The organism is Streptomyces sp. NPDC001153 (assembly GCF_053598315.1).
This window is the reverse complement of sequence record NZ_JBSFJZ010000007.1, coordinates 213,414-234,759: the sequence shown is the minus strand read 5'-3', so window position 1 is coordinate 234,759 and position 21,346 is coordinate 213,414. Positions and strand designations below refer to the sequence as shown.

Sequence of the window (21,346 nt, the reverse complement as noted above, 5' to 3'; positions counted from 1 at the left end):
GTTGGTGCGGTGGCCCTTCCTTCACACATACCGACCGGTTAGTCTGGCCCGGTCAGAGCCGACGCGCGCCGCGCGAAGTCGTGTCGAGGGAGACCGATGGTGGAAGCCGTACAGGATGCGGGAGTGGTCGTCACCGGGGCCGGCGGGGGAATCGGGGCCGCGCTGGCCCGGCGGTTCGCCGCCGAGGGTGCCCGGGTCGTCGTGAACGACCTGGACGGCGAGCGGGCCAAGGCGGTGGCCGGGGAGATCGGCGGGATCGCCGTGCCGGGCGACGCCTCCGCGATCGTCGGCGACGCCCGTGACGCGCTCGGCGGCACCATCGACGTCTACTGCGCGAACGCCGGTGTCGCCTTCGAGGACGGCGGCGAGGGCGGGCCGCTCGACGAGAGGTCCTGGGCGACCGCCTGGGACGTCAACCTCATGGCGCACGTCCGCGCCGCCCACGCGCTGCTGCCGTCCTGGCTGGAGCGGGGAGCCGGGCGGTTCGTGTCCACGGTGTCGGCCGCCGGGCTGCTCACCATGATCGGCGCGCCCTCCTACAGCGTCACCAAGCACGGCGCCTACGCCTTCGCCGAGTGGCTGTCGCTGACGTACCGCCACCGGGGCCTGAAGGTGCACGCGATCTGTCCGCAGGGCGTGCGCACGGACATGCTGGCCGCCACCGGCAGCGCCGGGGACCTGGTGCTGCACCCGACCGCGATCGAACCGGAGGCCGTCGCCGACGCCCTGTTCCGGGGCATCGAGGAGGACCGCTTCCTGATCCTGCCGCACCCCGAGGTGGCCGAGTACTACCAGGCGCGGGCCACCGATCCGGACCGCTGGCTGAGCGGCATGAACCACATCCAGCGCAAGTGGGAGGAGACCAGGTGAGCGCCTCCCGATACGCGGCACGCCCCTGGCTGACCCTGCTCGACGACGCCCAGCGCGGCCCGGTCGACCCCGCCGACTCCCTGGTGCACGCCCTGCGGACCGCCGTCGCCGAGGCGCCCGAGCGCACCTTCCTCGCCTACTTCGACGCCCGGCTGAGCTACCGCGAGGTGGACGAGCTGAGCGACTCCGTCGCCGCCCACCTCGCCGCGCGCGGGCTGGAGCGCGGTGACCGGGTGGCGGTGCTGCTGCAGAACTCCCCGCACTTCGTGCTCGCCGTCCTCGGCGCCTGGAAGGCCGGCGCGACCGTCGTCCCGGTCAACCCGATGTACAAGTCGGCTGAAATGGGCCACATCCTGCGGGACGGCGAGGTCGCCGCGCTGATCTGCTCCGACCGGGCCTGGGAGGGGTACCTGCGCCGGACGGCGGCCGAGGCGCCGCTGCGGATCGTGCTCACCGCAAGCGAGTTGGACTTCCAAACCCGCAACGACGCGCGCGTGCTCGGTTTCGAGCGGCTGCCCCAGGCGCCGGACGCGGACGACCTCGTGGCCGTCGCCCGCCGGGGCGGCAAGGCGCCCGAGGGCCGCGACCCGCGCCCCGACGACATCGCGCTGATCAGCTACACCTCCGGCACCAGTGGCACCCCCAAGGGCGCCACCAACACGCACGGCAACATCATGCACAACGCCGAGCGGCAGCGGACCGGGCTCGCGCTGCCCGAGGCGCCGGTCTACTACGCGCTCGCGCCGCTGTTCCACATCACCGGCATGGTCTGCCAGTTCGGTGCCTGCCTGAACAGCGCCGGCACCCTGGTGCTCGCCTACCGCTTCGAGCCCGGCCTCGTCCTGGAGGCCTTCGCCGAGCACCACCCGCACTACACGGTCGGCCCGTCCACCGCCTACATGGCGCTCGCCGCCCACCCGGACGTCACCCGCGAGCACTTCGCCTCCTTCGTGAACATGTCCTCCGGCGGCGCGCCCGTGCCCCCGGCCCTGGTGGAGAGGTTCCGCGAGCGCTTCGGGCCCTACATCCGCGTCGGCTACGGCCTCACCGAGTGCTCGGGCCCCTGTGCCGCCGTCCCGCCCGGCCTGGAGGCACCCGTGGACCCCGTCTCCGGGACGCTGTCGGTCGGCGTGCCCGGCGCCGACACGCTCGTGCGGATCCTCGACGAGCAGGGCGCGGAGGTGCCCTTCGGGGAGCAGGGCGAGATCGTCGTACGAGGCCCCCAGGTGATCCCCGGCTACTGGCGGCGCCCGGACGCCACCGCCGAGTCCTTCCCGGACGGCGAGCTGCGCACCGGCGACATCGGCTTCATGGACGAACAGGGCTGGCTCTACGTCGTCGACCGCAAGAAGGACATGATCAACGCGTCCGGCTTCAAGGTGTGGCCCCGCGAGGTCGAGGACGTGCTGTACACCCACCCGGCGGTGCGCGAGGCGGCCGTCGTCGGCGTCCCCGACGGCTACCGTGGCGAGACCGTGAAGGCGTACATAAGCCTGCGTCCGGGCGCCGTGGCGGCCCCGGATGAACTCGCGGTGTACTGCAAGGAGAGACTGGCCGCCTACAAATACCCCCGGCAGGTGGAGATCCTGCCCGACCTGCCCAAGACGGCAAGTGGGAAGATCCTCCGGCGGGAACTGCGTTCCCGCGTGCAGGGCCTCGCGCAGGACCTCGTGCAGGACCTCGCGCAGGACATTCGGTAAGCATCATGGAAAGGCAGGTGGCGGCAGTGCCCAGGACGACGGACGGAGACGGGACGCCCGTTCCGCAGCGGCTGCTGGCCGCCGCCACCCGGCTCTTCGCCGAGCAGGGCTACGACCGCACTTCCGTGCAGGAGATCGTGGAGGCGGCCGGCGTCACCAAGGGGGCGCTGTACCACTACTTCGGCTCCAAGGACGACCTCCTGCACGAGGTGTACGCGCGCGTGCTGCGCATCCAGCAGGAGCGGCTGAACCACTTCGCCGGGATGGACGCGCCGGTGGAGGAGCGGCTCAGGGCCGCGGCGGCGGACGTGGTCGTCACGACGATCGACAACCTCGACGACGCGATGATCTTCTTCCGGTCCATGCACCACCTCAGCCCGGAGAAGAACAAGCAGGTCCGCGCCGAGCGCCGGCTCTACCACGAACGGTTCCGCGCGCTGATCGAGGAGGGCCAGAAGGCGGGCGTCTTCTCCACGGCGACCCCGGCCGACCTGGTCGTGGACTACCACTTCGGCTCCGTCCACCACCTGTCCACCTGGTACCGCCCGGACGGCCCGCTCACCCCGCAGCAGGTCGCCGACCACCTCGCCGACCTGCTGCTGCGGGCGCTGCGGCCCTAGTCTAGGGCGGAACGAACGGCACGAGTAAGGGGCGGCCGCCCGAGCGGCCGCCCCTTACCTGTGCTCACTTACAGGTACTTCTTCAGCTCCCGCCGGGCCAGCGACCGCTGGTGCACCTCGTCCGGGCCGTCGGCCAGCATCAGGGTGCGGGCGCTCGCGTACAGCTCGGCCAGCGGGAAGTCCTGGCTCACCCCGCCCGCGCCGTGGAGCTGGATCGCGCGGTCCAGGATGCCGACCACCGCACGCGGCGTGGCGATCTTGATGGCCTGGATCTCGGCGTGGGCGCCCTTGTTGCCGACGGTGTCCATCAGCCAGGCCGTCTTCAGCACCAGCAGCCGCAGCTGCTCCACCGTCACCCGCGCGTCGGCGATCCAGTTCTGGACCACACCCTGCTGGGCCAGCGCCTTGCCGAACGCCGTACGGGCGACGGCCCGCCGGCACATCAGCTCGATGGCCCGCTCGGCCATGCCGATCAGCCGCATGCAGTGGTGGATCCGGCCGGGGCCGAGCCGGGCCTGGGCGATGGCGAAGCCGCCGCCCTCCTCGCCGATGAGGTTGGTGACCGGTACGCGCGCGTGGTCGAAGACCACCTCGGCGTGGCCGCCGTGCGAGTGGTCCTCGTAGCCGAAGACCTGCATGGCGCGCTTGACGGTCACGCCGGGCGTGTCGCGCGGGACCAGCACCATGGACTGCTGGCGGCGGATGTCGGCGCCGTCCGGGTCGGTCTTGCCCATCACGATGAAGATCTTGCAGTCCGGGTTCATCGCGCCGGAGATGTACCACTTGCGGCCGGTGATGACGTACTCGTCCGAGCCGTCGGAGGCTCGCTCGATGTGCGTGGTGATGTTGGTGGCGTCCGAGGAGGCCACCTCCGGCTCGGTCATCGCGAACGCCGAGCGGATCTCACCGGCCAGCAGCGGCTCCAGCCACTGCTTCCGCTGCCGCTCGTCGCCGAACTGCGCCAGCACCTCCATGTTCCCGGTGTCGGGCGCGGCGCAGTTGGTCGCGGTGGGCGCCAGCTGCGGGGAGCGGCCGGTGATCTCGGCGAGCGGCGCGTACTGGAGGTTGGTGAGCCCCGCGCCGTACTCGTCGTCGGGCAGGAAGAGGTTCCACAGGCCCTGCCTGCGGGCCTCGGCCTTCAGCTCCTCGACCACGGCCGGGGTGTCCCACGGCGAGGCCAGCGCGGCCCGCTGCTCCTCCGCCACCGCCTCGGCCGGGTAGACGTACTCGTCCATGAAGGTGAGCAGCTTGGCGCGCAGTTCCTCGGTGCGCGCGTCGAACGCGAAGTCCATGAGCGGTCAGCCTTCCTGAAGAGTGGTCAGTCCGTGGCCGATGAAGACGGGCACGAGGTCGCCGATCCGGTCGAAGCCGCGCCCGACCGTCTGGCCCAGCGTGTACCGGTAGTGGATGCCCTCGAGGATCACGGCGAGCTTGAACCAGGCGAACGCCGTGTACCAGGAGACGCCGGAGACGTCCCGCCCCGAGCGCTCGGCGTACCGCTCGATCAGCTCCCGCGGGGACGGGTGTCCCGGGGCCTCGGCGGTGGTGGAGACCGGGGAGTCCGCCATGCCCAGCGGCTGGCTGTACATCACGAGCAGCCCCAGGTCGGTGAGCGGGTCGCCGAGGGTGGACATCTCCCAGTCGAGGATCGCCCTGATCTCGTCGTCGTCCCCGATCAGCACGTTGTCGAGCCGGTAGTCACCGTGTACGACGGCGGGCGCGGGGGAGCGCGGCAGCTCCCGGCCCAGGGCCGCGTGCAGTTCGTCGATGCCGGCCAGTTCGCGGTTGCGGGAGGCGTCCAGCTGCTTGCCCCAGCGGCGCAGCTGGCGGTCCAGGAAGCCCTCGGGGCGGCCGAAGTCCTCGAGGCCCACCGCGGCGGGGTCGACCGCGTGCAGTTCGACCAGCGTGTCCACCAGGGACAGCACCGCGTTCCGGGTGCGCTCGGGGCCCAGCGGGGCGAGCTGCTGCGCCGTGCGGTACGGGGTGCCCTCGACGAACTCCATGACGTAGAACGGCGCCCCGAGCACCTCCTCGTCCTCGCACAGCAGCACCGGACGCGGCACCGGTACCCGGGTCGGGTGCAGGGCGTTGATCACGCGGTGCTCGCGCTTCATGTCGTGCGCGGTGGCCAGGACATGGCCGAGCGGGGGCCGGCGCGCGACCCAGCGGGAGGTGCCGTCGGAGAACGCGTAGGTGAGGTTCGACCGTCCGCCCTCGATCAGCCGGCCGGTGAGGGGGCCGGTCACCAGACCGGGGCGCTCGCGATCGAGGTGGGCGCGCAGCCGGTCCAGGTCGAGTCCGGGCGGGTGGTCGGCGCTCATGCATCACTCCTACGAACGGGTGAACAGGACGCAACCCATGATGCCGACCGGTCGGTATGCCGTCCAGTGGATGTACCCGTCAGGAGGTGAAACGTGACCGGAGCCACGATAGGCCGACGGCTCCCCGGCGCGCTGCCCGGGAAGCCGTTGGCCGCTGTCCCGTGGGTTCCGTCCGCTCTGTCGCGTCGGTTCCGTCCGCGGTCAGTGCTCGTCCCAGTGGCCCTCGTGCTCGGCGTGCCGGTGGCCGCCGTGCAGGTAGTCGATGTGGTCGCCGTGCGCCACCTGGGCGTGTCCGCACTCGTCGTAGTGCAGGTGCTCATGGCCCTCATGGACCGTGTGCCCGGCCGGCTCGCACTCGTCCCAGTGACCCTCGTGCTCGCGGTGCAGATGCCCCTCGTGCGCGTAGTCCAGGTGGTCGCCGTGCGGCACGGCGTTGTGCCCGCAGCCCGGACCGTGGCGGTGCGTGCCGTGTCCGGTGTGTTCCCGGTGCAGGGTGGTCATGGTGCTCACCTTCGTACCGCTTGCGTGCTGTGCGAGTACCCCGGAGGGTCGAGGGCATGAAGGCCATCAGCTACCGCCACTACGGCGGACCGGAGGTGCTGGAGTACGGCGAGGTGCGCGACCCCAAGGTCGGCCCCGACCAGGTCCTGGTCGAGGTCCGTGCCGCGGCCGTCAACCCGGTCGACTGGAAGTGCCGCGAGGGGTACCTCGACGCGGTCCTGGACGCCGTCTTCCCGGTGATCCCCGGCTGGGACGTCAGCGGGGTGGTCGTCCGGCCCGGTGCCGCGGTCACGGAGTTCGCCGCCGGCGACGAGGTCATCGGCTACTGCCGCGAGGACTTCCTCTCCCGCGGCACCTTCGCCGAGTACGTCGCCGCGCCCGTGCGCACCCTGGCCCGCAAACCCCGCAACCTCTCCTTCGAGGAGGCCGCCGGCCTCCCGCTCGCCGGGCTCACCGCCTACCAGGTGCTGGTCAAGGCGCTGGAGGTGGGGCGCGGCGAGACCGTGCTGGTCCACGCGGCGGCCGGCGGGGTCGGCTCCCTCGCCGTCCAGATCGCCGCCCACCTCGGCGCCCGGGTCATCGGTACGGCGAGCGAGCGCAACCACGACTATGTGCGCGGCCTCGGCGGCGAGCCGGTGACCTACGGTGAGGGCCTGGCCGGACGGGTGCGCGCGCTCGCCCCGGAGGGCGTGGACGCGGCCTTCGACACCGTCGGCGGCGACACCCTGAGGACCTCGGCCGACCTGCTCGCCCCGGAAGGCCGGCTGGCGTCGATCACCGACCCGCAGGTGGTGACCCACGGCGGCCGCTACTGCTTCGTCCGCTCGGACGCCGAGGACCTGAGCGCGCTCTCCCGGCTGGCCGAGCAGGGGGTCGTCTCGGTGCACGTCCAGGAGACGTTCCCGCTGGAGCGGGCGGCGGACGCGCACCGGCTGAACCAGGAGGGCCGCACCCGCGGGAAGATCGTGGTCACCGTGGACCGGAACCGCGGGGAAGGCCGGGCGGGTTAGACGACCAGCGCGGCCGCGCACAACGCCAGCGCCACCGCGCACAGCGCCGCCGCCGTCGCGTGCCGGGGAGCGAGCGCGGGCGGGCGGGGACCGGTCGCGAGGGCCCGGATCCGGCGGTGGGCCACCGCCAGAAAGCCGAGGAACAGCACACAGCACAGGGCGCAGACGGTCACTCCGGTGGCCGAGACGCCGCCGTGCAGGGCGGTCCTGACGGCGAGTACGGCGGCCACGGTGGCCGACAGGGTCGTACGGCGCCAGGCCAGCCGGGTGCGTTCCGGCTGCAGCCCCGGGTCGCGCCCGGCCGTGCTCACCCCGCCCATCCGGCGAGCACCACCACGACCATCGCCACGGCCACCACCGCGACGACCAGGCCCAGCAGCGCCGGGAACCGGGACGCGGGCAGGTCCTCACCGCGCCGCATCGCCCGCTCGCAGCGCACCCAGTGGTTCACCGCGCGCAGGGAGCACAGCACCCCGGCGCCGAGCAGCGCGAGCGCGAGCCCTACCCGCCAGGGCCAGCGCAGGTCCGGCAGGAACTGGTCCACCGCGAATCCGCCGCCGATCAGTGCGAGCGCCGTGCGCAGCCAGGCGAGAAACGTGCGCTCGTTGGCCAGCGAGAACCGGTAGTCGGGCGTGCCGCCCTCCGCCCGCACCTGCTCCGGCGCGAACCACAGCCGGATGTTCCGTACGAATTCGCTCACGCGGCCGACCCTACCGGTCGGTCACCGACCCGCCCGAAACGCCCGCAGCCTCTGGTACGCCGCCAGCCCGTCCGGCACCCACTCCCAGTCGCCGAGCCGCCGCTCGACCTCCTCCTCGGGCAGGAAGTCGTGCCACTGGACCTCCTCCGCCTGCGGCCGCACGGGCAGCTCGCAGCGCACCTCGTACACCGCCGACCACCAGCTGTTCCCGGCCCCGTCGTCGTACAGGAACTTGAAGAGATACTCCGGCCGGGGGAGCCCCGTCACGCCCAGCTCCTCCTCCGCCTCGCGCAGCGCGGCCTCGTCGTAGGACTCGCCCGCTCCGACGACGCCGCCGACGAACATGTCGTACAGCGCCGGGAAGACCAGCTTGGTGGCCGTGCGCCGGTGGACGAAGAGCCGGCCGTCCGCGTCCCTGGCCTGGACGAACACGCACCGGTGGCGCAGTCCGCGGGCGTACGCCTCACCGCGGGGACACTGGGCGACGACCCGGTCCTGCTCGTCGACGATGTCGAGGATCTCGTCAGCGGGGTTCATGCGAGCCATCCAAGCAGAGGGCTCCGCGCCGCTGGAGGTTCCGTCGCGCCGCATGGCGTCGCCGAGTGCGGTCCGAGGAGCACGATGCCCGTGACCACCGCCGCGAGCCCCGTCGCCTCCCAGGCCAGCGCCCCGGTGTCCGGTGTGGGGCCGGTTGCCGGGGAAGTCGATGTCGGGTGAGGGGTTCGGTCGCGCCGTGCGCGGTGGGGCCGTGTCGGAGGGGCTAGCGCCGCTGGAGGTCGCGGGCCGAGGGGTGCGGCTCGGTTGCGCCGCATGGCATCGCCGGGTGCAGTCCGAGGAGCACGATGCCCGTGACCACCGCCGCGAGCCCGGTCGCCTCCTGGGCCGGTGCGCCGGTGTCGGTGCGCGGCTGGTCGCCCGGGGAAGTCGATGTCGGGTGAGGGGTTCGGTCGCGCCGTGCGCGGTGGGGCCGTGTCGGAGGGGCTAGCGCCGCTGGAGGTCGCGGGCCGAGGGGTGCGGCTCGGTTGCGCCGCATGGCATCGCCGGGTGCGGTCCGAGGAGCACGATGCCGGTGACCACCGCCGCGAGCCCGGTCGCCTCCTGGGCCGGTGCGCCGGTGTCGGTGCGCGGCTGGTCGCCCGGGGAAGTCGATGTCGGGTGAGGGGTTCGGTCGCGCCGTGCGCGGTGGGGCCGTGTCGCAGGGGCTAGCGCCGCTGGAGGTCGCGGGCCGAGGGGTGCGGCTCGGTTGCGCCGCATGGCATCGCCGGGTGCAGTCCGAGGAGCACGATGCCCGTGACCACCGCCGCGAGCCCCGTCGCCTCCCAGGCCAGCGCCCCGGTGTCGGTGCGCAGCCGGTCGCCGAGGAAGCCGACGCCGCAGAGGATCCCGGCGAGTGGCTCGGCCGCGGTGAGGGCCGGCAGCGACATGCGCAGCGGGGCCGTCTCGAAGGCGCTCTGCACCAGGACCAGACCGGTGACCCCGCAGGCCAGCACGCCGTACGGCTGCCAGCCGGTGAACAGCTCGGTGAAGCCGCCCTCGGAGAAGCGGGTGCCGCTCACCCGGGTCAGCGCGTCCTGCACGCCGTACAGCAGCCCGGCGGCGGTGGCCAGCAGCACCGGACCCCAGCTCAGCCGGGAGCGCTTGCCGTACGTCGTGAGCACCAGGGCCGCGCCGACCATCGCGCCGACGATCAGCCAGTGCCGCAGCGGATCGGAGATGGCGTGGCCGGCCCGCGGCTCGCCCGCCATGATGAACGCGCTCACCCCGCCCGCGAGCAGCAGCAGCCCCGCCCAGCCCTGGCGGCCCAGGGGCTGCCTGGTCTGGTGCCGGGACAGAGCGAGGGCGAACAGCAGGTTCGTCGCGAGCAGCGGTTCGACCAGGGAGATCTCGCCGTTGCCGAGGGCGATCGCGCCGAGCACCATGCCGGCGATCATCAGGCCGAGCCCGCCCAGCCAGCGCGGCACCCGCATCAGGTCGAGCAGCAGTCGGAAGGACAGGAAGTCGCTCAGCGGTGCCTTCTGCGCCGCGTTCTGCTGGAGCACGAACCCGAAGCCCAGACAGCAGGCAGCACTCACGGCGAGAAGGAGAACCAGAACGGACACGCTGCGTACCTCGATCATCCGGCCGGACCACGGGTGCGTAGTGGCCGACTGTAGCGCCCCCGGGACGGCATGGACCCGGAAGTGCGCGGAACAGGGCGGTTGACCCGCCATGCTCCGGGGCCGGCCGGCCCGGCGCCATGGCGTACGCCACAGCGGACCGTCGGGTACCCCCGCCCGGGCCCCGGCCCACCTGCGCGAAGTTCACCAAGTTCCCTATGCGTAACGGTAGTTGAAGCCGGGAACAGCCCCGTTCCGCTTGACGCAAACCTTGGCTGGGGGTTTGCTGTGAGTGATCGGTCGATGGCAGCCCGAGAAACAGGAAGTCCCGCGGTGCCCCCTCTCCCACCCCTGCTCGGCGCTCGCCGGGACCCCACGGACCAGTCCGGCGACACCGCCCCGGACGACTCCGGCGCTGTCGACCGCGGTGTGGACAGCGACTTCGACGGCAGCTTCGACGACTCCTTCGACGACTCCTTCGACGACTCCTTCGACGACTCCTTCGACGACTCCTTCGACGACGCCGAACTGCACACCGCCCGCGCCGCGTTCACCCAGGGCCGGCGCCAGGCCGCCCGCTCCCTGCTCCGGCACACCGGCGACGACTGGGACCGCCGCGGCCACCGCCTCACCGTGCTCGCCGGGGAACCGTACGCCGTGGCCTGGGCCCGCGACTGGCTGCATGCCGAACCCGGCTCCGCCGACGCCGCCGCGCTGTACGCCCTCGCCCTGGTCCGGCGCGCCCTGCGCGGCAAGGAGGACCCCGACCGGGCCCGCGAGGCCTGCGCGACCGCCGCCGCGCACGCCCCCGACGACCCCACCCCCTGGCTCGGCTCACTCCTGCTGGCCCGCACCCTCGGCCCGGAGCGCGAGGTGTTCGCCGCCTTCGCCGAGCTGCGCCGCCGCCACCCCGAGCACCACCACGCCCACCATCTGCTCCTCGCCCGCCTGGCCGAACGGCCCTCCGGCGGCCGGGCCGCCGAGGACCACGAGGTGTACGACCTCGCCGAGCTGGCCGCCGCCGAGGCCCCGGCCGACTCCCCGCTCGCCGTCCTGCCGGTCGTCGCCTACGCCGAGCGCTACCGCGTCCTCGCCGCCACCGGCCTGGCCCCCGCCGACCCCGCCGCCTCCGGGCACTGGTCCGGCCCCCGGGCCCGCCGCATCCTGCGCTCCTGCTTCGACTGGTGGCTGGAGTGGGAACACGACGAACACCCCCGCCGGCACATCGACCTCAACCACCTCGCCTTCGCCCTGTCCTGCGCCGGCCGACCGGCCGAGGCGGCGGCCCTTTTCCGGCGCATCGGCCGGCACACCAGCCGGGCACCCTGGTCCTACGTCCACCGCGACCCCCGCGCGGCCTTCCGGGCGGCCCGCGCCCACGCGCTCGGGCACTGAACGGCGCGCCGTTGCGCCGCGTACGTAAGAAGTGATTACAGAACCCTGACCACTGACCGCATGCCCTGGCCCCCCAGGGCCCCGAGTGCTCGAATGAACGCGTGAACTCCGAACCATCCGAGGAGCGGGACGGCACCCCCATAGGCCGCCGCGTCTTCCTCGGCACCCTCGGCCTGGGCGCGCTCGGCCTCGTCGCCGCGCCCACGCTGCAACGCGGCCTGGAGGGCTTCCTCGGCGCCGTCGCCGGCAAGGACCCCACGGGCCTGACCGGCCTGCTGCCCAACGGCGGCGGATTCCGCTACTACTCCGTCGCCGCCTCGGTCCCCCAGCTGAACGCCGCCGACTACCACCTGAAGATCGGCGGCCTGGTCGACCGCCCGCGCACCTACACCCTGGCCGATCTGCGCGCCCTGCGGCAGACCCGGCTGGTCAAGGACGTCCAGTGCGTCACCGGCTGGCGGGTCCCCGGCACCCCCTTCGAGGGCGTACGCCTCTCCGACCTGCTGGACGCGGCCGGGGTGCGCCCCACCGCGAAGGCGATCCGCTTCACCTGCTTCGACGGCACCTACACCGAGAGCCTCACCCTCGACCAGGCCCGCCGCCCCGACGTGCTGGTCGCCCTGCGCATGCAGGACAAGGACATCTCCCACGACCACGGCGGCCCGGTCCGCCTCTATGTCGCCCCCATGTACTTCTACAAGTCGGCCAAGTGGCTCTCCGGGATCACGGTCACCGACCGGGTCGAGCCCGGCTACTGGGAGAACCTCGGCTACGACGTCGACGCCTGGGTCGGCCGCTCGAACGGACGGACCGATGAGCCTACGAGCTGATGCCCCGGCCCCGCCCGGCGCCCGTGTCCGCCGCTTCAGCCGTGCCGAGCGCTGGGTCCACCGCACGACGGCCGCGCTGATGGGGGTCTGCGTGGTCACGGCCGCCATCCTCTACATCCCCCAGCTGGCGATCATGGTCGGCCGCCGCGAACTGGTCGTCCGCATCCACGAGTGCGCCGGGATCGCCCTCCCCGTCCCGGTCCTGCTGGGCCTCGCCTCCCGCGCCTTCCGCGCCGACCTGCGCTTCCTCAACCGCTTCGGCCCGCACGACAAGGTCTGGCTGCACGCCGCGCTGGTCCGCGACAAGCGTCGCGGCTCCCGTCCGGCGGGCAAGTTCAACGCCGGCCAGAAGATCTACGCCGCCTGGATCGCCGGCGCCACCCTGGTCATGCTCGGCACCGGCCTGCTGATGTGGTTCACCCACCTCGCCCCGCTGATGTGGCGGACCTCGGCGACCTTCGTCCACGACTGGCTCGCCCTGACCATCGGCGTGGTCCTGGCCGGCCACATCGGCATGGCCCTGGGCGACCCGGAGGCGAGAAAGGGCCTGCGCACGGGGACGGTGAGCAGGGAGTGGGCGAAGCGGCAACACCCGCTGTGGCGGCCCTAGTTCCCGAACTCCAGCAGCACCTTGCAGGACCGGTTCCGATCCGCGGCCAGCACCCACGCGTCCTCGGCCTCCCGTACCGGAACCACCGCGCTGACCAGCCCGTCGAACTCCTCCCGCGCGGCGAGCAGTTCCAGCGCGTCGTCGAACTCGGCGTCGAACCGGAACGCCCCCCGCAGCTCGACCTCCCGGCTCACCAGCAGGTTCCCGGCGAACGGCGACTGCCCGGGCGGGAGCATCCCGAGCTGTACGACCACACCCCCGCGCCGTACGCGCCGCAGGCAGGTGTCGAGCCCGGCCGCGGCCCCCGACGCCTCGACGGCCACGTCCACCTCGCCGGGCCACCCGGCATCACCCGGGTCGTCGGCCCGCACCAGCGTGTCGGCCCCGGCGACGGCCGCGTACCCCAGGGCCCGGGGCACCAGGTCGGTCACCGTCACCCGTGCCGCGCCGGCCGCCTTCGCCGCCGCGACGACCAGGCACCCGATCGGCCCCGCCCCGGTCACCAGCACATGCCGACCGGACACGTGCCCGGCCCGCCGCACCGCGTGCAGCGCGACCGACAGCGGCTCGGCGAGGGCGGCCCGCCGCAGCCCGAGGCCCTCCGGCAGCACCCGCAGCTGCCCGGCCGGAACGGCGATCCGCTCGGCGAAGCCGCCCTGCACATGCGGAAAGCGGGCCGCGCTGCCCAGATACCGGGTGTCCCGGCACAGGTTCGCCCGTCCCTCGGCGCACTCCGGGCAGCGTCCGCACGGGGTGGCGGGGTGCACGGCGACGGCCGTACCCGGCGCGGGACCGCCGGCCCCGGCGCCGTGGGCCACCACCGTGCCCACCACCTCGTGCCCGAGCACCATCGGCTCCCGGAGCCGGAAGTCCCCGACCCCGCCGTGCCGCCAGTAGTGCAGATCGGAGCCGCACACCCCGCCGTAACGCACGGCCACCAGGGCCTCGCCGGGCCCGGGTTCGGGAACGGGCAGTTCCGCCACCCGCAGATCGCCCGCACCGTGGATCACACAACCCAGCATTCCCGCAGCCCCTTTCAGAGCACAGCGCCCTTCACAGCACACTCGTCATGCCGCCGTCGACGTACAGGACCTGGCCGCCCATGAAGTCGGAGGCCGGCGAGGCGAGGAAGAGCAGGGCGCCCACCAGATCCTCGGTACGGCCCCAGCGGCCGGCCGGGGTGCGCCGGCGGACCCAGGCGCTGAACTCCTCGTCCTCCACCAGGGGCCGGGTCAGCTCGGTCTCGATGTAGCCGGGGCCGAGGCCGTTGACCTGGACGCCGTACGGTCCCCAGTCGGCGCACATGCCCTTGGTGAGCATCTTCAGCGCGCCCTTGGCGGCGGCGTAGGGCGCGATGCCGGGGCGTACGACCTCGCTCTGCAGCGAGCAGATGTTGACGATCTTGCCGTGGCCGCGTTCCGTCATCCGCCGGGCGGCCTCGCGGCCGACGAGGAACGCGCTGGTGAGGTTGGTGTCCAGGATCCGGTGCCAGTCGGCGTCGGTGAACTCCAGCAGCGGGGCGCGCAGTTGGATGCCCGCGTTGTTGACGAGGATGTCGAGCGGGCCCACCCGCTCCTCGATGTCCGCGATTCCGGCGGCCACGGCGGAACCGTCGGTCACGTCGAAGACCGCCGTGCGGACCCGGTCGCCGGGCAGCCCGGACGCGGCCTCGGCCAGCCGGTCCGGGTCGCGCCCGTGGAGGACGACCGTGCAGCCGGCCTCGGCCAGGCCCCGGGCCAGCGCGAGGCCGATGCCCCGGCTGGAGCCCGTGACCAGGGCGGTGCGGCCGCCGATGTCGAAGAGGGGGTGGGCCGTCATCGTCGTACCCCTCCTACAGGACCAGCGACAGCAGCAGGACCAGACCGCCGGCGACCACCGAGAGGATCGTCTCCATGATCGACCAGGTCTTGACGGTCTGCCCGACGCTCAGCCCGAAGTACTCCTTCACCAGCCAGAAGCCGGCGTCGTTGACGAAGCTGAAGAAGAGCGAGCCGGCGCCGATGGCCAGGACGAGCAGGGCGGTGTGGGTGGTCGACGTGCCGGCCGCGAGCGGCGCGATCAGACCGGCCGCCGAGACCGTCGCCACCGTCGCCGAGCCCGTCGCCAGCCGGATCGCCACCGCGATCAGCCAGGCCAGCAGCACCGCCGGGATCGACCAGTTCCTGGAGATGTCCAGGATCATATGGCCCACACCGGAGTCGATCAGCGTCTGCTTGAAGCCGCCGCCCGCGCCGACGATGAGCAGGATGCCGGCGATGGGCATCAGGCCCTTCTCGACGGTCTGCCGCAGCCGCTCCTTGCTGAACCCGGCGGGCCGGCCCAGCGTGAAGAAGCCGACGATCACGGCGGCGAGCAGGGCGATCATCGGGGTGCCGATGATGTCGAAGACCCGCTGGTTCATGTTCGTGGGGTCGTCGACGACGATGTCCACCAGCGCCTTGGCCAGCATCAGCACCACCGGCAGCAGCACGGTCGCCAGGGTCGCGCCGAAGCCGGGGCGGCGCTCCAGTTCCTCCGAGGGGCGCTGCGGGAGCATCCGTTCCGGTGCCGGGACGTCGACCCAGCGGGCCGCGGCCTTCGAGAACAGCGGACCGCCGACGATCACGGTCGGTATGGCGACGAGGATGCCGAGCGCGAGGGTCACACCCAGGTTGGCGTGGAGCGCGTCGATCGCGACCAGCGGGCCGGGGTGCGGCGGGATCAGGCCGTGCATCACGGACAGACCGGCGAGCGCCGGGATGCCGATGCGCATCAGGGAGTAGTTGCCGCGCTTGGCGACCATCAGCACGACCGGGATCAGCAGGACGATGCCGACCTCGAAGAACAGCGGCAGGCCGATCACGGAGGCGATGAGCACCATCGCCCAGGGCATCGCACGCCCGCCCGCCCGTCGCCCGCCGAATTTGGCGAGGATCGTGTCGACGATCTGGTCGGCGCCACCGGAGTCGGCGAGGAGCTTGCCCAGGATCGCCCCGAGCGCGATCAGGACGCCCACGCCGGCCACCGTGGTGCCGAGCCCGGTGGTGAAGCTGGTGATGGCCTTGTCGAGCGGCGCTCCGGCGACCGCTCCGAGCGCCAGTGACCCGATGGTCAGCGCCAGGAAGGCATGGAGCTTGAACTTGGTGATGAGCAGGACGATCACGGCCATGCCCACCAGGACGGCGATGCCGAGCTGGGCGTGTCCGGCGGAGGTGATCGGCGGAGGTGTGTCCGCTGCCAGCATCTCGACGCTGAGTCTGGTCACGGGTGTTCCCTTGCGTTACGGGGGGGACGGGGGTGGGTGTTACGCGGTGGTGTCGGGAAGCGCCTCGAGTGCCTTCACGGCTCGCTCGGTGATCTCCTGCGGGCTGCCGCCGACGTTCACGGCGACTCCCGCCTCGTCCGGCTCCAGGGGCTGCAGCGTGGCGAACTGGGAGTCCAGCAGCGCGGTCGGCATGAAGTGCCCCTGGCGCTGCGTCATCCGGTCCTCGATCAGCTTCCGGTCGCCGGTGAGGTGCACGAACACCACTCCGGGAGCGGCGGCCCTGAGCCGGTCGCGGTACGACCGCTTCAGCGCCGAGCTGCTGACCACCCCGCCCAGTCCGGCCCGCCCGTGCGCCCAGTGACCGATGGCGTCCAGCCAGGGCCACCGGTCGGTGTCGTCGAGCGGGATCCCGGCCGACATCTTGTCGATGTTGGCCTGCGGGTGGAAGTCGTCGCCCTCGGCGTACGGGACGCCCAGCCGCGCGGCGAGCAAGGGACCGATCGTGGTCTTGCCCGTCCCCGCGACGCCCATCACGACGACGACCTGGGGGGTTCGCATCACTGCCTCGCTGTCTTCCTCGACATCCGACGCCACGGCGGCGTCGCCACACTGAAACCCATTAGGTACGACGAATTCAAGAGCCTGTGACATATAAGTCTGACTTTTTCCGTCGGTGATCCACGCCGTACGCTGAGTGCATGACCACACCGGGCCGGGGGCTGCACGGCCATGTACTGGACACCCTCGGCCCCGCGATCACGGCGGGCGAGTACCCGCCCGGCAGTGTGCTGCGCACCGACGAACTGGCCCAGCACTTCGAGGTGTCCCGCTCCGTGATGCGCGAGGCGGTCCGCGTGCTGGAGTCGATGCATCTGGTGGAGTCCCGCCGCCGCGTGGGCGTCACCGTCCGCCCCAAGTCCGAGTGGAACGTCTACGACCCGCAGGTCATCCGCTGGCGGCTCGCGGGCGCCGACCGCCCGCACCAGCTGCGCTCGCTGACCGTGCTGCGCTCCGCGGTCGAACCGGTCGCGGCCGGCCTCGCCGCCAGGCACGCCACGGCGGAGCAGTGCGCCGAACTCACCCGGTGCGCGCTCGGCATGGTCGCCAACTCACGCGGCCACAAGCTGGAGGAGTACCTGGTCCACGACATCGCCTTCCACCGGGTCATCCTGAACGCCTCGGGCAACGAGATGTTCGCCCGGCTCGGCGACGTCGTCGCGGAGGTCCTGGCCGGCCGCACCCATCACGAGGTCATGTTCGAGGACCCCGACCCGGCCGCCGTCACCCTGCATGTGCGGGTGGCGGAGGCGGTCCGGGCGGGCGACGCGACCCGCGCCGAGGAGCTGACCAGGGAGATCACCGTGGGCGCCCTGCAGGAACTGGACATCCTGGCGCCCTAGCCGGAGCTATTCCAGGAAGTCCCCGTCCACATACACCCACGCCCCGTCGACCCGCTCGAACCGGCTCCGCTCGTGCAGCGAGCCGCCCCGGTAGGAGGCGCGGAAGGTCACCGTGCCCGTGTTGTGGAAGGCGGACCCGTCCGTGGTGTCCAGGATCTCCAGCCCCGTCCACCTCATCCGCGGATCGAGGTCCAGCCGCTCCGGCCGGGTCCGCGGATGCCAGGTGCGCAGCAGATACCCCGCGTCCCCCGTCACGAACGCGCTGTACCGCGACCGCATCAGCAGCTCGGCGGTCGGCGCGGCGGCCGGCCCCGCGTGGAAACGGCCGCAGCAGGCGGCGTAGGGCCGGGGGAGTCCGCAGGGGCAGGTGCGCGAGGTCATGGGCCACATTCTGCCTGGCCGAGGGGAGGCGCCCGCTGGTGCCGGGGTGCACAGTAGAAGCGCTGGAACTGTGTGCCCCGCAAGGGGCGCGGGGCTGTGCTCGGGCCACGACGGCGCCGCACACGACCCACGGCCCATCGCGGCACGACCCGCGGAGCGAGGTGGCGGACCATGACCCGACCCACGACCAGCCGTGCACCGGCCGTCAAGGAGTGGCGGCTGAACCTGTACCTGTCCGAGCACGACCCCGACACCACCGCCCGGATCATCCTGGACACCGGCGACAACGTCCTGGAGAGCCATGCGGAGGCCCGCCGGAACCCCTACGACCCCGACGTACCGGAGATAGGCGACGAACTCGCCGCCGGACGCGCCCTGATCGCCATGGGCCGCAGGCTGCTGCGCGCCGCGGACGGGGACATCAGGGCGGTGGGAGCGGCCGACACGGAGGAGGACCTGTCACCCCTGTGGCTGGACCGGGAATGACGCCCCTCGCCTCCCCTCACCTCCCCTTCCGTCCCTTCCGCAGGAAACGGCGCAGCCTCGTCAGCGGCCAGGTGTTGATCACGTCGTCCCGGGTGAGCCAGCCCCGCTGCGCCGTGCCGACGCCGTAGCGCAACTGCGTGAGATGCGGGACGGAGTGCGCGTCGGTGTTCACGGCGAACCGCACGCCGTGCTCCCTGGCGCGCAGGATGTCCTCGTCGCGCAGGTCGAGACGGTCCGGCTGGGCGTTGACCTCCAGCGCGGTGCCGGTGCGCGCGCAGGCCGCGAACACCTCGTCCCAGTCGGCGTCGACACCCGCCCGCTTGCCGATCAGCCGGGTCGTCGGGTGCCCGATGATGTTGACGTACGGGTTCTCGCAGGCCCGCACCAGCCGCCGGGTCATCGCCTTCCGGCCCAGGTCGAAGTGCGAGTGCAGCGAGGCCACGCACAGGTCGAAGCCGGCCAGGAACTCCTCCGGCCAGTCCACCGAGCCGTCCGGGCCGATGTTGAGCTCCGTGCCGTGCAGCAGCCGCATCCTGTGGCGGGCGCCGTCCAACTCCCGCACCCGCTCCCGCTGGGCGAGGATCTTCTCGTCGGTCATGCGCTGCATGTACAGGTTGGGTGCGTGGTCCGTGACGGCGTAGTACGCGTAGCCGCGCTCGGCGGCCGCCGCCACCATCTCCTCCAGCGGAGCCAGCCCGTCGGTGAGATCGGTGTGGGTGTGCAGGTCGCCGCGGATGTCCTTCTCGGTCACCACCTCGGGCAGCTCGCCGTGCAGGGCCGCCTCGATCTCCCCGCGGTCCTCCCGCAACGCCGGCTCGATCCACGGCAGCCCGAGCCGGGCGTACACCTCCTCCTCGGTGCGCGAGGCCAGCGACTTCCCGCTCTCGGCGTCGAACAGGCCGTACTCGGACAGCTTCAGCCCCTGGTGCACGGCGATGGTACGGGTGCGGATGTTGTGCGCCTTCGAACCGGTGAAGTACTGCATCGCGGCACCCCACGACTCCGGCGGCACCACCCGCAGATCCACCTGGAGCCCCTTGCCCGTGCGGATCGACGTCTTCTTCGAGCCCCGCGCGATGACCTCCGCGGTGGCCGGCAGCTCGCACAGCGCCGCCATGAACGCCTCCGACCTCTTCGCCGCGACCAGGAGGTCCAGATCCCCGACGGTCTCCCGCATACGGCGCAGCGAGCCGGCGTACGCGCAGCGCTTGCACCCGGTCACCGCGGACAGCTCCGCGACGATCTCCTCGGCGGTGTCCAGGGCCAGCGACAGCGGCACCCGCGCGCCCGCCCGCTGGAGCAGCTCGATGCCGTGGCGGATGTTGTCCTGCGTCTTCTCGCCGAAGCCCTTCAGATCGGCCAGCGCGTCCGCCTCGATCGCCGCGGCCAGCTCGTTCACCGAGGAGATGTGCAGGTCCTCGTAGAGCCGCAGCGCCTTCTTCGGGCCCAGGGTGGGGATCGTGATCAGCTCCCGCACCCCGGCGGGGATCTTCGCCCGGCGCTCCTCGACCACCGCCATCTTCCCCGTGCGCAGGTACTCGGCCACCTTGTCGGCGATCGACTTCCCCACGTTCGGGATCTCCTTCAGGCCGCCCTCGTCCAGCTTGGAGATGTCGGCCGGATAGCCGCCGATGGCACGCGCCGCCTTCTCGTAGGCGCGCGCCTTGAAGGCGTCGCCTCCCGTGATCGCGATGAGGTCCGCGTACTCCCGCAGGAGCGCCTCGACCTCGTCATTGGGCCGGGCCACCCTTCAAGTCTAGAAAAACCTTCACGGATCCGGGCAAACCTCTACGGAACGTTCCGGAGCACCGGCAGCGGCGGCAGCTTCGTCCCGTAGACCCACTCCTGGAACAGCCCGGCCGGCGACTCGTCCGTGAACCGGGCCACGTGCGCGGTGAACGTCTCCGTCGTCACCGAGCCGTTCCGGTGCAGCCGCACCCAGCCGCGCAGCATGTGGAAGAACGCGTCGTCGCCCAGCGCGCAGCGCACCGCGTGCAGGGTCACGCCGCCCCGCTCGTAGAGCCGGTCGTCGAACATCGCCTTGCGGCCCGGGTCGGCCAGCCTGAGGTCCTGCGGCAGCGTGGCCAGCAACCGGTGTGCGGCGGCGGCCAGTTGCTGGGCGCTGCGGCCGCCGGAGCGCTCGGACCACAGCCACTCCGCGTACTTGGCGAAGCCCTCGTTCAGCCAGATGTGCCGCCAGTCGGCGATGGACACGCAGTTGCCGAACCACTGGTGCGCCAGCTCGTGCGCCACCAGCCGCTCCGAACCCCGGGCGCCGTCCACGTGGTTGGAGCCGAACAGCGACAACCCCTGTGCCTCGACCGGCACATCGAGCTCCTCCTCGGTCACCGCGACCGCGTAACCGTCGAACGGGTACGGCCCGAACAGCTCCTGGAACAGCTCCATCATCGCCGGCTGCCGCGCGAAGTCCCGGGAGAACTCGGGCAGCAGCCGCGCCGGGATGTGCCCGTGCTGCGGCACGCCCCCCGGGCCCGGATCGCCCAGCAGCACCGTCTGGAACCGGCCGATCGCCAGGCCGACCAGATAACTGGACGTGGGCGCGGACTGCTCGTACACCCACGTCGTCGTGGAGGCCTTCGTCGTACGGGTCAGCAGGCGCCCGCCCGTGACCACCGCGTACGCGGACGGGACGGTGACCGAGATCTGGTAGGACGCCTTGTCGGCGGGCCGGTCGTTGCACGGGTACCAGGACGGCGCCCCGACCGGCTGGCTCGCCACCAGCGCGCCGTCCGCCAGCTCCTCCCAGCCGAGCCCGCCCCACGGGCTGGCCACCGGCCTGGGGTTGCCGGACCAGTGGACCTCCACCGTGAACGCGGCGCCGGCCCGGACGGGCTTGGCCGGGCGGATCCGCAGCCGTCCGCCGCGGTGCGTGAAGTGCGGCGGCCGGCCGTCCACCCGCACCCGGCCGATCCTGAAGTCGGCCAGGTTGAGCTCGAATTCCGTGAGCGGCGCATGGCCCGCTATGGCGTTGATCCGGGCCGTGCCGGACAGCCGGTTCGGACCGGGGCGGTAGTCCAGCGCGAGTTCGTAGCGGTGCACCCGGTAGCGGGAGTCACCGTTGTCCGGGAAGTACGGGTCCCGGCCGACCGACTGCTGAACTGCCACTGCTGTGTCCGCTCCCTGCGCTGTGCCACCACCGGGTGCCGGGGCCGCACCCGGAT

General features: G+C 72.4%; 23 protein-coding genes. 9 read left to right on the top strand and 14 right to left on the bottom strand.

Features of this window, described 5'->3' with window-relative positions; genetic code table 11:
- Nucleotides 1-96 precede the first annotated feature (96 nt).
- From ACWDEN_RS10875 to ACWDEN_RS10865, 3 genes are read left to right on the top strand one after another with little or no spacing between them, the layout of a single operon-like run.
- The gene (locus ACWDEN_RS10875; RefSeq protein ID WP_450858402.1) at nucleotides 97-870 is read left to right on the top strand and encodes an SDR family oxidoreductase; all 774 of its coding nucleotides are present in this window, start codon (nucleotides 97-99) and stop codon (nucleotides 868-870) included.
- The gene (locus tag ACWDEN_RS10870) at nucleotides 867-2,570 is read left to right on the top strand and encodes a class I adenylate-forming enzyme family protein (RefSeq protein WP_450858400.1); all 1,704 of its coding nucleotides are present in this window, start codon (nucleotides 867-869) and stop codon (nucleotides 2,568-2,570) included. The genes ACWDEN_RS10875 and ACWDEN_RS10870 overlap by 4 nt, the downstream gene beginning before the upstream one ends.
- Nucleotides 2,571-2,596: 26 nt before the next feature.
- Complete coding sequence (locus ACWDEN_RS10865; protein ID WP_351603393.1) at nucleotides 2,597-3,190, top strand: TetR/AcrR family transcriptional regulator; 594 nt, start codon at nucleotides 2,597-2,599, stop codon at nucleotides 3,188-3,190.
- 68 nt (nucleotides 3,191-3,258) lie between these two features.
- On the opposite strand, the gene ACWDEN_RS10860 is transcribed toward ACWDEN_RS10865, so the two are convergent.
- From ACWDEN_RS10860 to ACWDEN_RS10850, 3 genes are all read right to left on the bottom strand, one after another.
- Nucleotides 3,259-4,482: an acyl-CoA dehydrogenase family protein gene (locus ACWDEN_RS10860; RefSeq protein ID WP_351603395.1), complete on the bottom strand. Its 1,224-nt coding sequence runs from the start codon at nucleotides 4,480-4,482 to the stop codon at nucleotides 3,259-3,261.
- A gap of 6 nt (nucleotides 4,483-4,488) precedes the next feature.
- A complete protein-coding gene (locus tag ACWDEN_RS10855; protein ID WP_351603397.1) occupies nucleotides 4,489-5,511 on the bottom strand; it encodes a phosphotransferase family protein in 1,023 nt (340 codons plus the stop codon).
- Nucleotides 5,512-5,712: 201 nt separating this feature from the next.
- Complete coding sequence (locus tag ACWDEN_RS10850) at nucleotides 5,713-6,012, bottom strand: hypothetical protein (protein WP_351603399.1); 300 nt, start codon at nucleotides 6,010-6,012, stop codon at nucleotides 5,713-5,715.
- Nucleotides 6,013-6,068: 56 nt separating this feature from the next.
- Between ACWDEN_RS10850 and ACWDEN_RS10845 the strand changes: the two genes are divergently transcribed.
- Nucleotides 6,069-7,022: an NADP-dependent oxidoreductase gene (locus tag ACWDEN_RS10845; protein WP_351603401.1), complete on the top strand. Its 954-nt coding sequence runs from the start codon at nucleotides 6,069-6,071 to the stop codon at nucleotides 7,020-7,022.
- Here the strand turns inward: ACWDEN_RS10845 and ACWDEN_RS10840 are convergent.
- From ACWDEN_RS10840 to ACWDEN_RS10825, 4 genes are all read right to left on the bottom strand, one after another.
- The gene (locus ACWDEN_RS10840) at nucleotides 7,019-7,342 is read right to left on the bottom strand and encodes a DUF202 domain-containing protein (protein ID WP_450858397.1); all 324 of its coding nucleotides are present in this window, start codon (nucleotides 7,340-7,342) and stop codon (nucleotides 7,019-7,021) included. The genes ACWDEN_RS10845 and ACWDEN_RS10840 overlap by 4 nt on opposite strands.
- Nucleotides 7,330-7,722: a YidH family protein gene (locus ACWDEN_RS10835; RefSeq protein ID WP_351603405.1), complete on the bottom strand. Its 393-nt coding sequence runs from the start codon at nucleotides 7,720-7,722 to the stop codon at nucleotides 7,330-7,332. Before ACWDEN_RS10835 ends, ACWDEN_RS10840 begins: the two co-directional genes overlap by 13 nt.
- Nucleotides 7,723-7,743: 21 nt before the next feature.
- The gene (locus ACWDEN_RS10830; RefSeq protein WP_351603407.1) at nucleotides 7,744-8,259 is read right to left on the bottom strand and encodes an NUDIX domain-containing protein; all 516 of its coding nucleotides are present in this window, start codon (nucleotides 8,257-8,259) and stop codon (nucleotides 7,744-7,746) included.
- Nucleotides 8,260-8,924: 665 nt separating this feature from the next.
- Complete coding sequence (locus tag ACWDEN_RS10825; protein ID WP_450858394.1) at nucleotides 8,925-9,839, bottom strand: DMT family transporter; 915 nt, start codon at nucleotides 9,837-9,839, stop codon at nucleotides 8,925-8,927.
- A 312-nt stretch (nucleotides 9,840-10,151) separates the two neighbouring features.
- Here ACWDEN_RS10825 and ACWDEN_RS10820 point away from each other — a divergent pair, with 312 nt between their 5' ends.
- The 3 genes from ACWDEN_RS10820 (at nucleotide 10,152) to ACWDEN_RS10810 (ending at nucleotide 12,653) form a co-directional block, all read left to right on the top strand.
- Nucleotides 10,152-11,213, top strand: a complete 1,062-nt coding sequence (locus ACWDEN_RS10820) for a hypothetical protein (RefSeq protein ID WP_450858392.1) — start codon at nucleotides 10,152-10,154, stop codon at nucleotides 11,211-11,213.
- Between the two features lie 101 nt (nucleotides 11,214-11,314).
- A complete protein-coding gene (locus ACWDEN_RS10815; RefSeq protein WP_351603413.1) occupies nucleotides 11,315-12,043 on the top strand; it encodes a molybdopterin-dependent oxidoreductase in 729 nt (242 codons plus the stop codon).
- Complete coding sequence (locus ACWDEN_RS10810; protein ID WP_351603415.1) at nucleotides 12,027-12,653, top strand: cytochrome b/b6 domain-containing protein; 627 nt, start codon at nucleotides 12,027-12,029, stop codon at nucleotides 12,651-12,653. The genes ACWDEN_RS10815 and ACWDEN_RS10810 overlap by 17 nt, the downstream gene beginning before the upstream one ends.
- Here ACWDEN_RS10810 and ACWDEN_RS10805 read toward each other — a convergent pair.
- The 4 genes from ACWDEN_RS10805 to ACWDEN_RS10790 are packed head-to-tail and all read right to left on the bottom strand — an operon-like array spanning nucleotide 12,650 to nucleotide 16,455.
- A complete protein-coding gene (locus tag ACWDEN_RS10805; protein ID WP_450858390.1) occupies nucleotides 12,650-13,675 on the bottom strand; it encodes an L-idonate 5-dehydrogenase in 1,026 nt (341 codons plus the stop codon). The two genes, ACWDEN_RS10810 and ACWDEN_RS10805, sit on opposite strands and share 4 nt — an antisense overlap.
- 31 nt (nucleotides 13,676-13,706) lie before the next feature.
- Nucleotides 13,707-14,471: an SDR family oxidoreductase gene (locus ACWDEN_RS10800; protein ID WP_351603419.1), complete on the bottom strand. Its 765-nt coding sequence runs from the start codon at nucleotides 14,469-14,471 to the stop codon at nucleotides 13,707-13,709.
- Nucleotides 14,472-14,484: 13 nt separating this feature from the next.
- Nucleotides 14,485-15,897: a GntP family permease gene (locus ACWDEN_RS10795; protein WP_351603421.1), complete on the bottom strand. Its 1,413-nt coding sequence runs from the start codon at nucleotides 15,895-15,897 to the stop codon at nucleotides 14,485-14,487.
- Nucleotides 15,898-15,936: 39 nt separating this feature from the next.
- A complete protein-coding gene (locus ACWDEN_RS10790) occupies nucleotides 15,937-16,455 on the bottom strand; it encodes a gluconokinase (RefSeq protein WP_351603423.1) in 519 nt (172 codons plus the stop codon).
- A gap of 140 nt (nucleotides 16,456-16,595) precedes the next feature.
- Between ACWDEN_RS10790 and ACWDEN_RS10785 the strand changes: the two genes are divergently transcribed.
- A complete protein-coding gene (locus tag ACWDEN_RS10785; protein WP_351603425.1) occupies nucleotides 16,596-17,297 on the top strand; it encodes a FadR/GntR family transcriptional regulator in 702 nt (233 codons plus the stop codon).
- 6 nt (nucleotides 17,298-17,303) lie between these two features.
- Here the strand turns inward: ACWDEN_RS10785 and ACWDEN_RS10780 are convergent, their stop codons facing one another.
- Complete coding sequence (locus tag ACWDEN_RS10780) at nucleotides 17,304-17,678, bottom strand: YchJ family protein (RefSeq protein WP_450858387.1); 375 nt, start codon at nucleotides 17,676-17,678, stop codon at nucleotides 17,304-17,306.
- 171 nt (nucleotides 17,679-17,849) lie between these two features.
- On the opposite strand from ACWDEN_RS10780, the gene ACWDEN_RS10775 reads away from it, so the two are divergent.
- Nucleotides 17,850-18,164: a dsRBD fold-containing protein gene (locus ACWDEN_RS10775; protein WP_351603429.1), complete on the top strand. Its 315-nt coding sequence runs from the start codon at nucleotides 17,850-17,852 to the stop codon at nucleotides 18,162-18,164.
- Nucleotides 18,165-18,180: 16 nt separating this feature from the next.
- Here the strand turns inward: ACWDEN_RS10775 and polX are convergent, their stop codons facing one another.
- On the bottom strand, nucleotides 18,181-19,911 hold the full coding sequence (gene polX, locus ACWDEN_RS10770) for a DNA polymerase/3'-5' exonuclease PolX (RefSeq protein ID WP_351603431.1): 1,731 nt from the start codon (nucleotides 19,909-19,911) through the stop codon (nucleotides 18,181-18,183).
- A 41-nt stretch (nucleotides 19,912-19,952) separates the two neighbouring features.
- Entirely contained in the window at nucleotides 19,953-21,290 is a 1,338-nt protein-coding gene (locus ACWDEN_RS10765; RefSeq protein WP_351603433.1) for a M1 family metallopeptidase, read from the bottom strand.
- Between the last annotated feature and the right edge of the window lie 56 nt (nucleotides 21,291-21,346).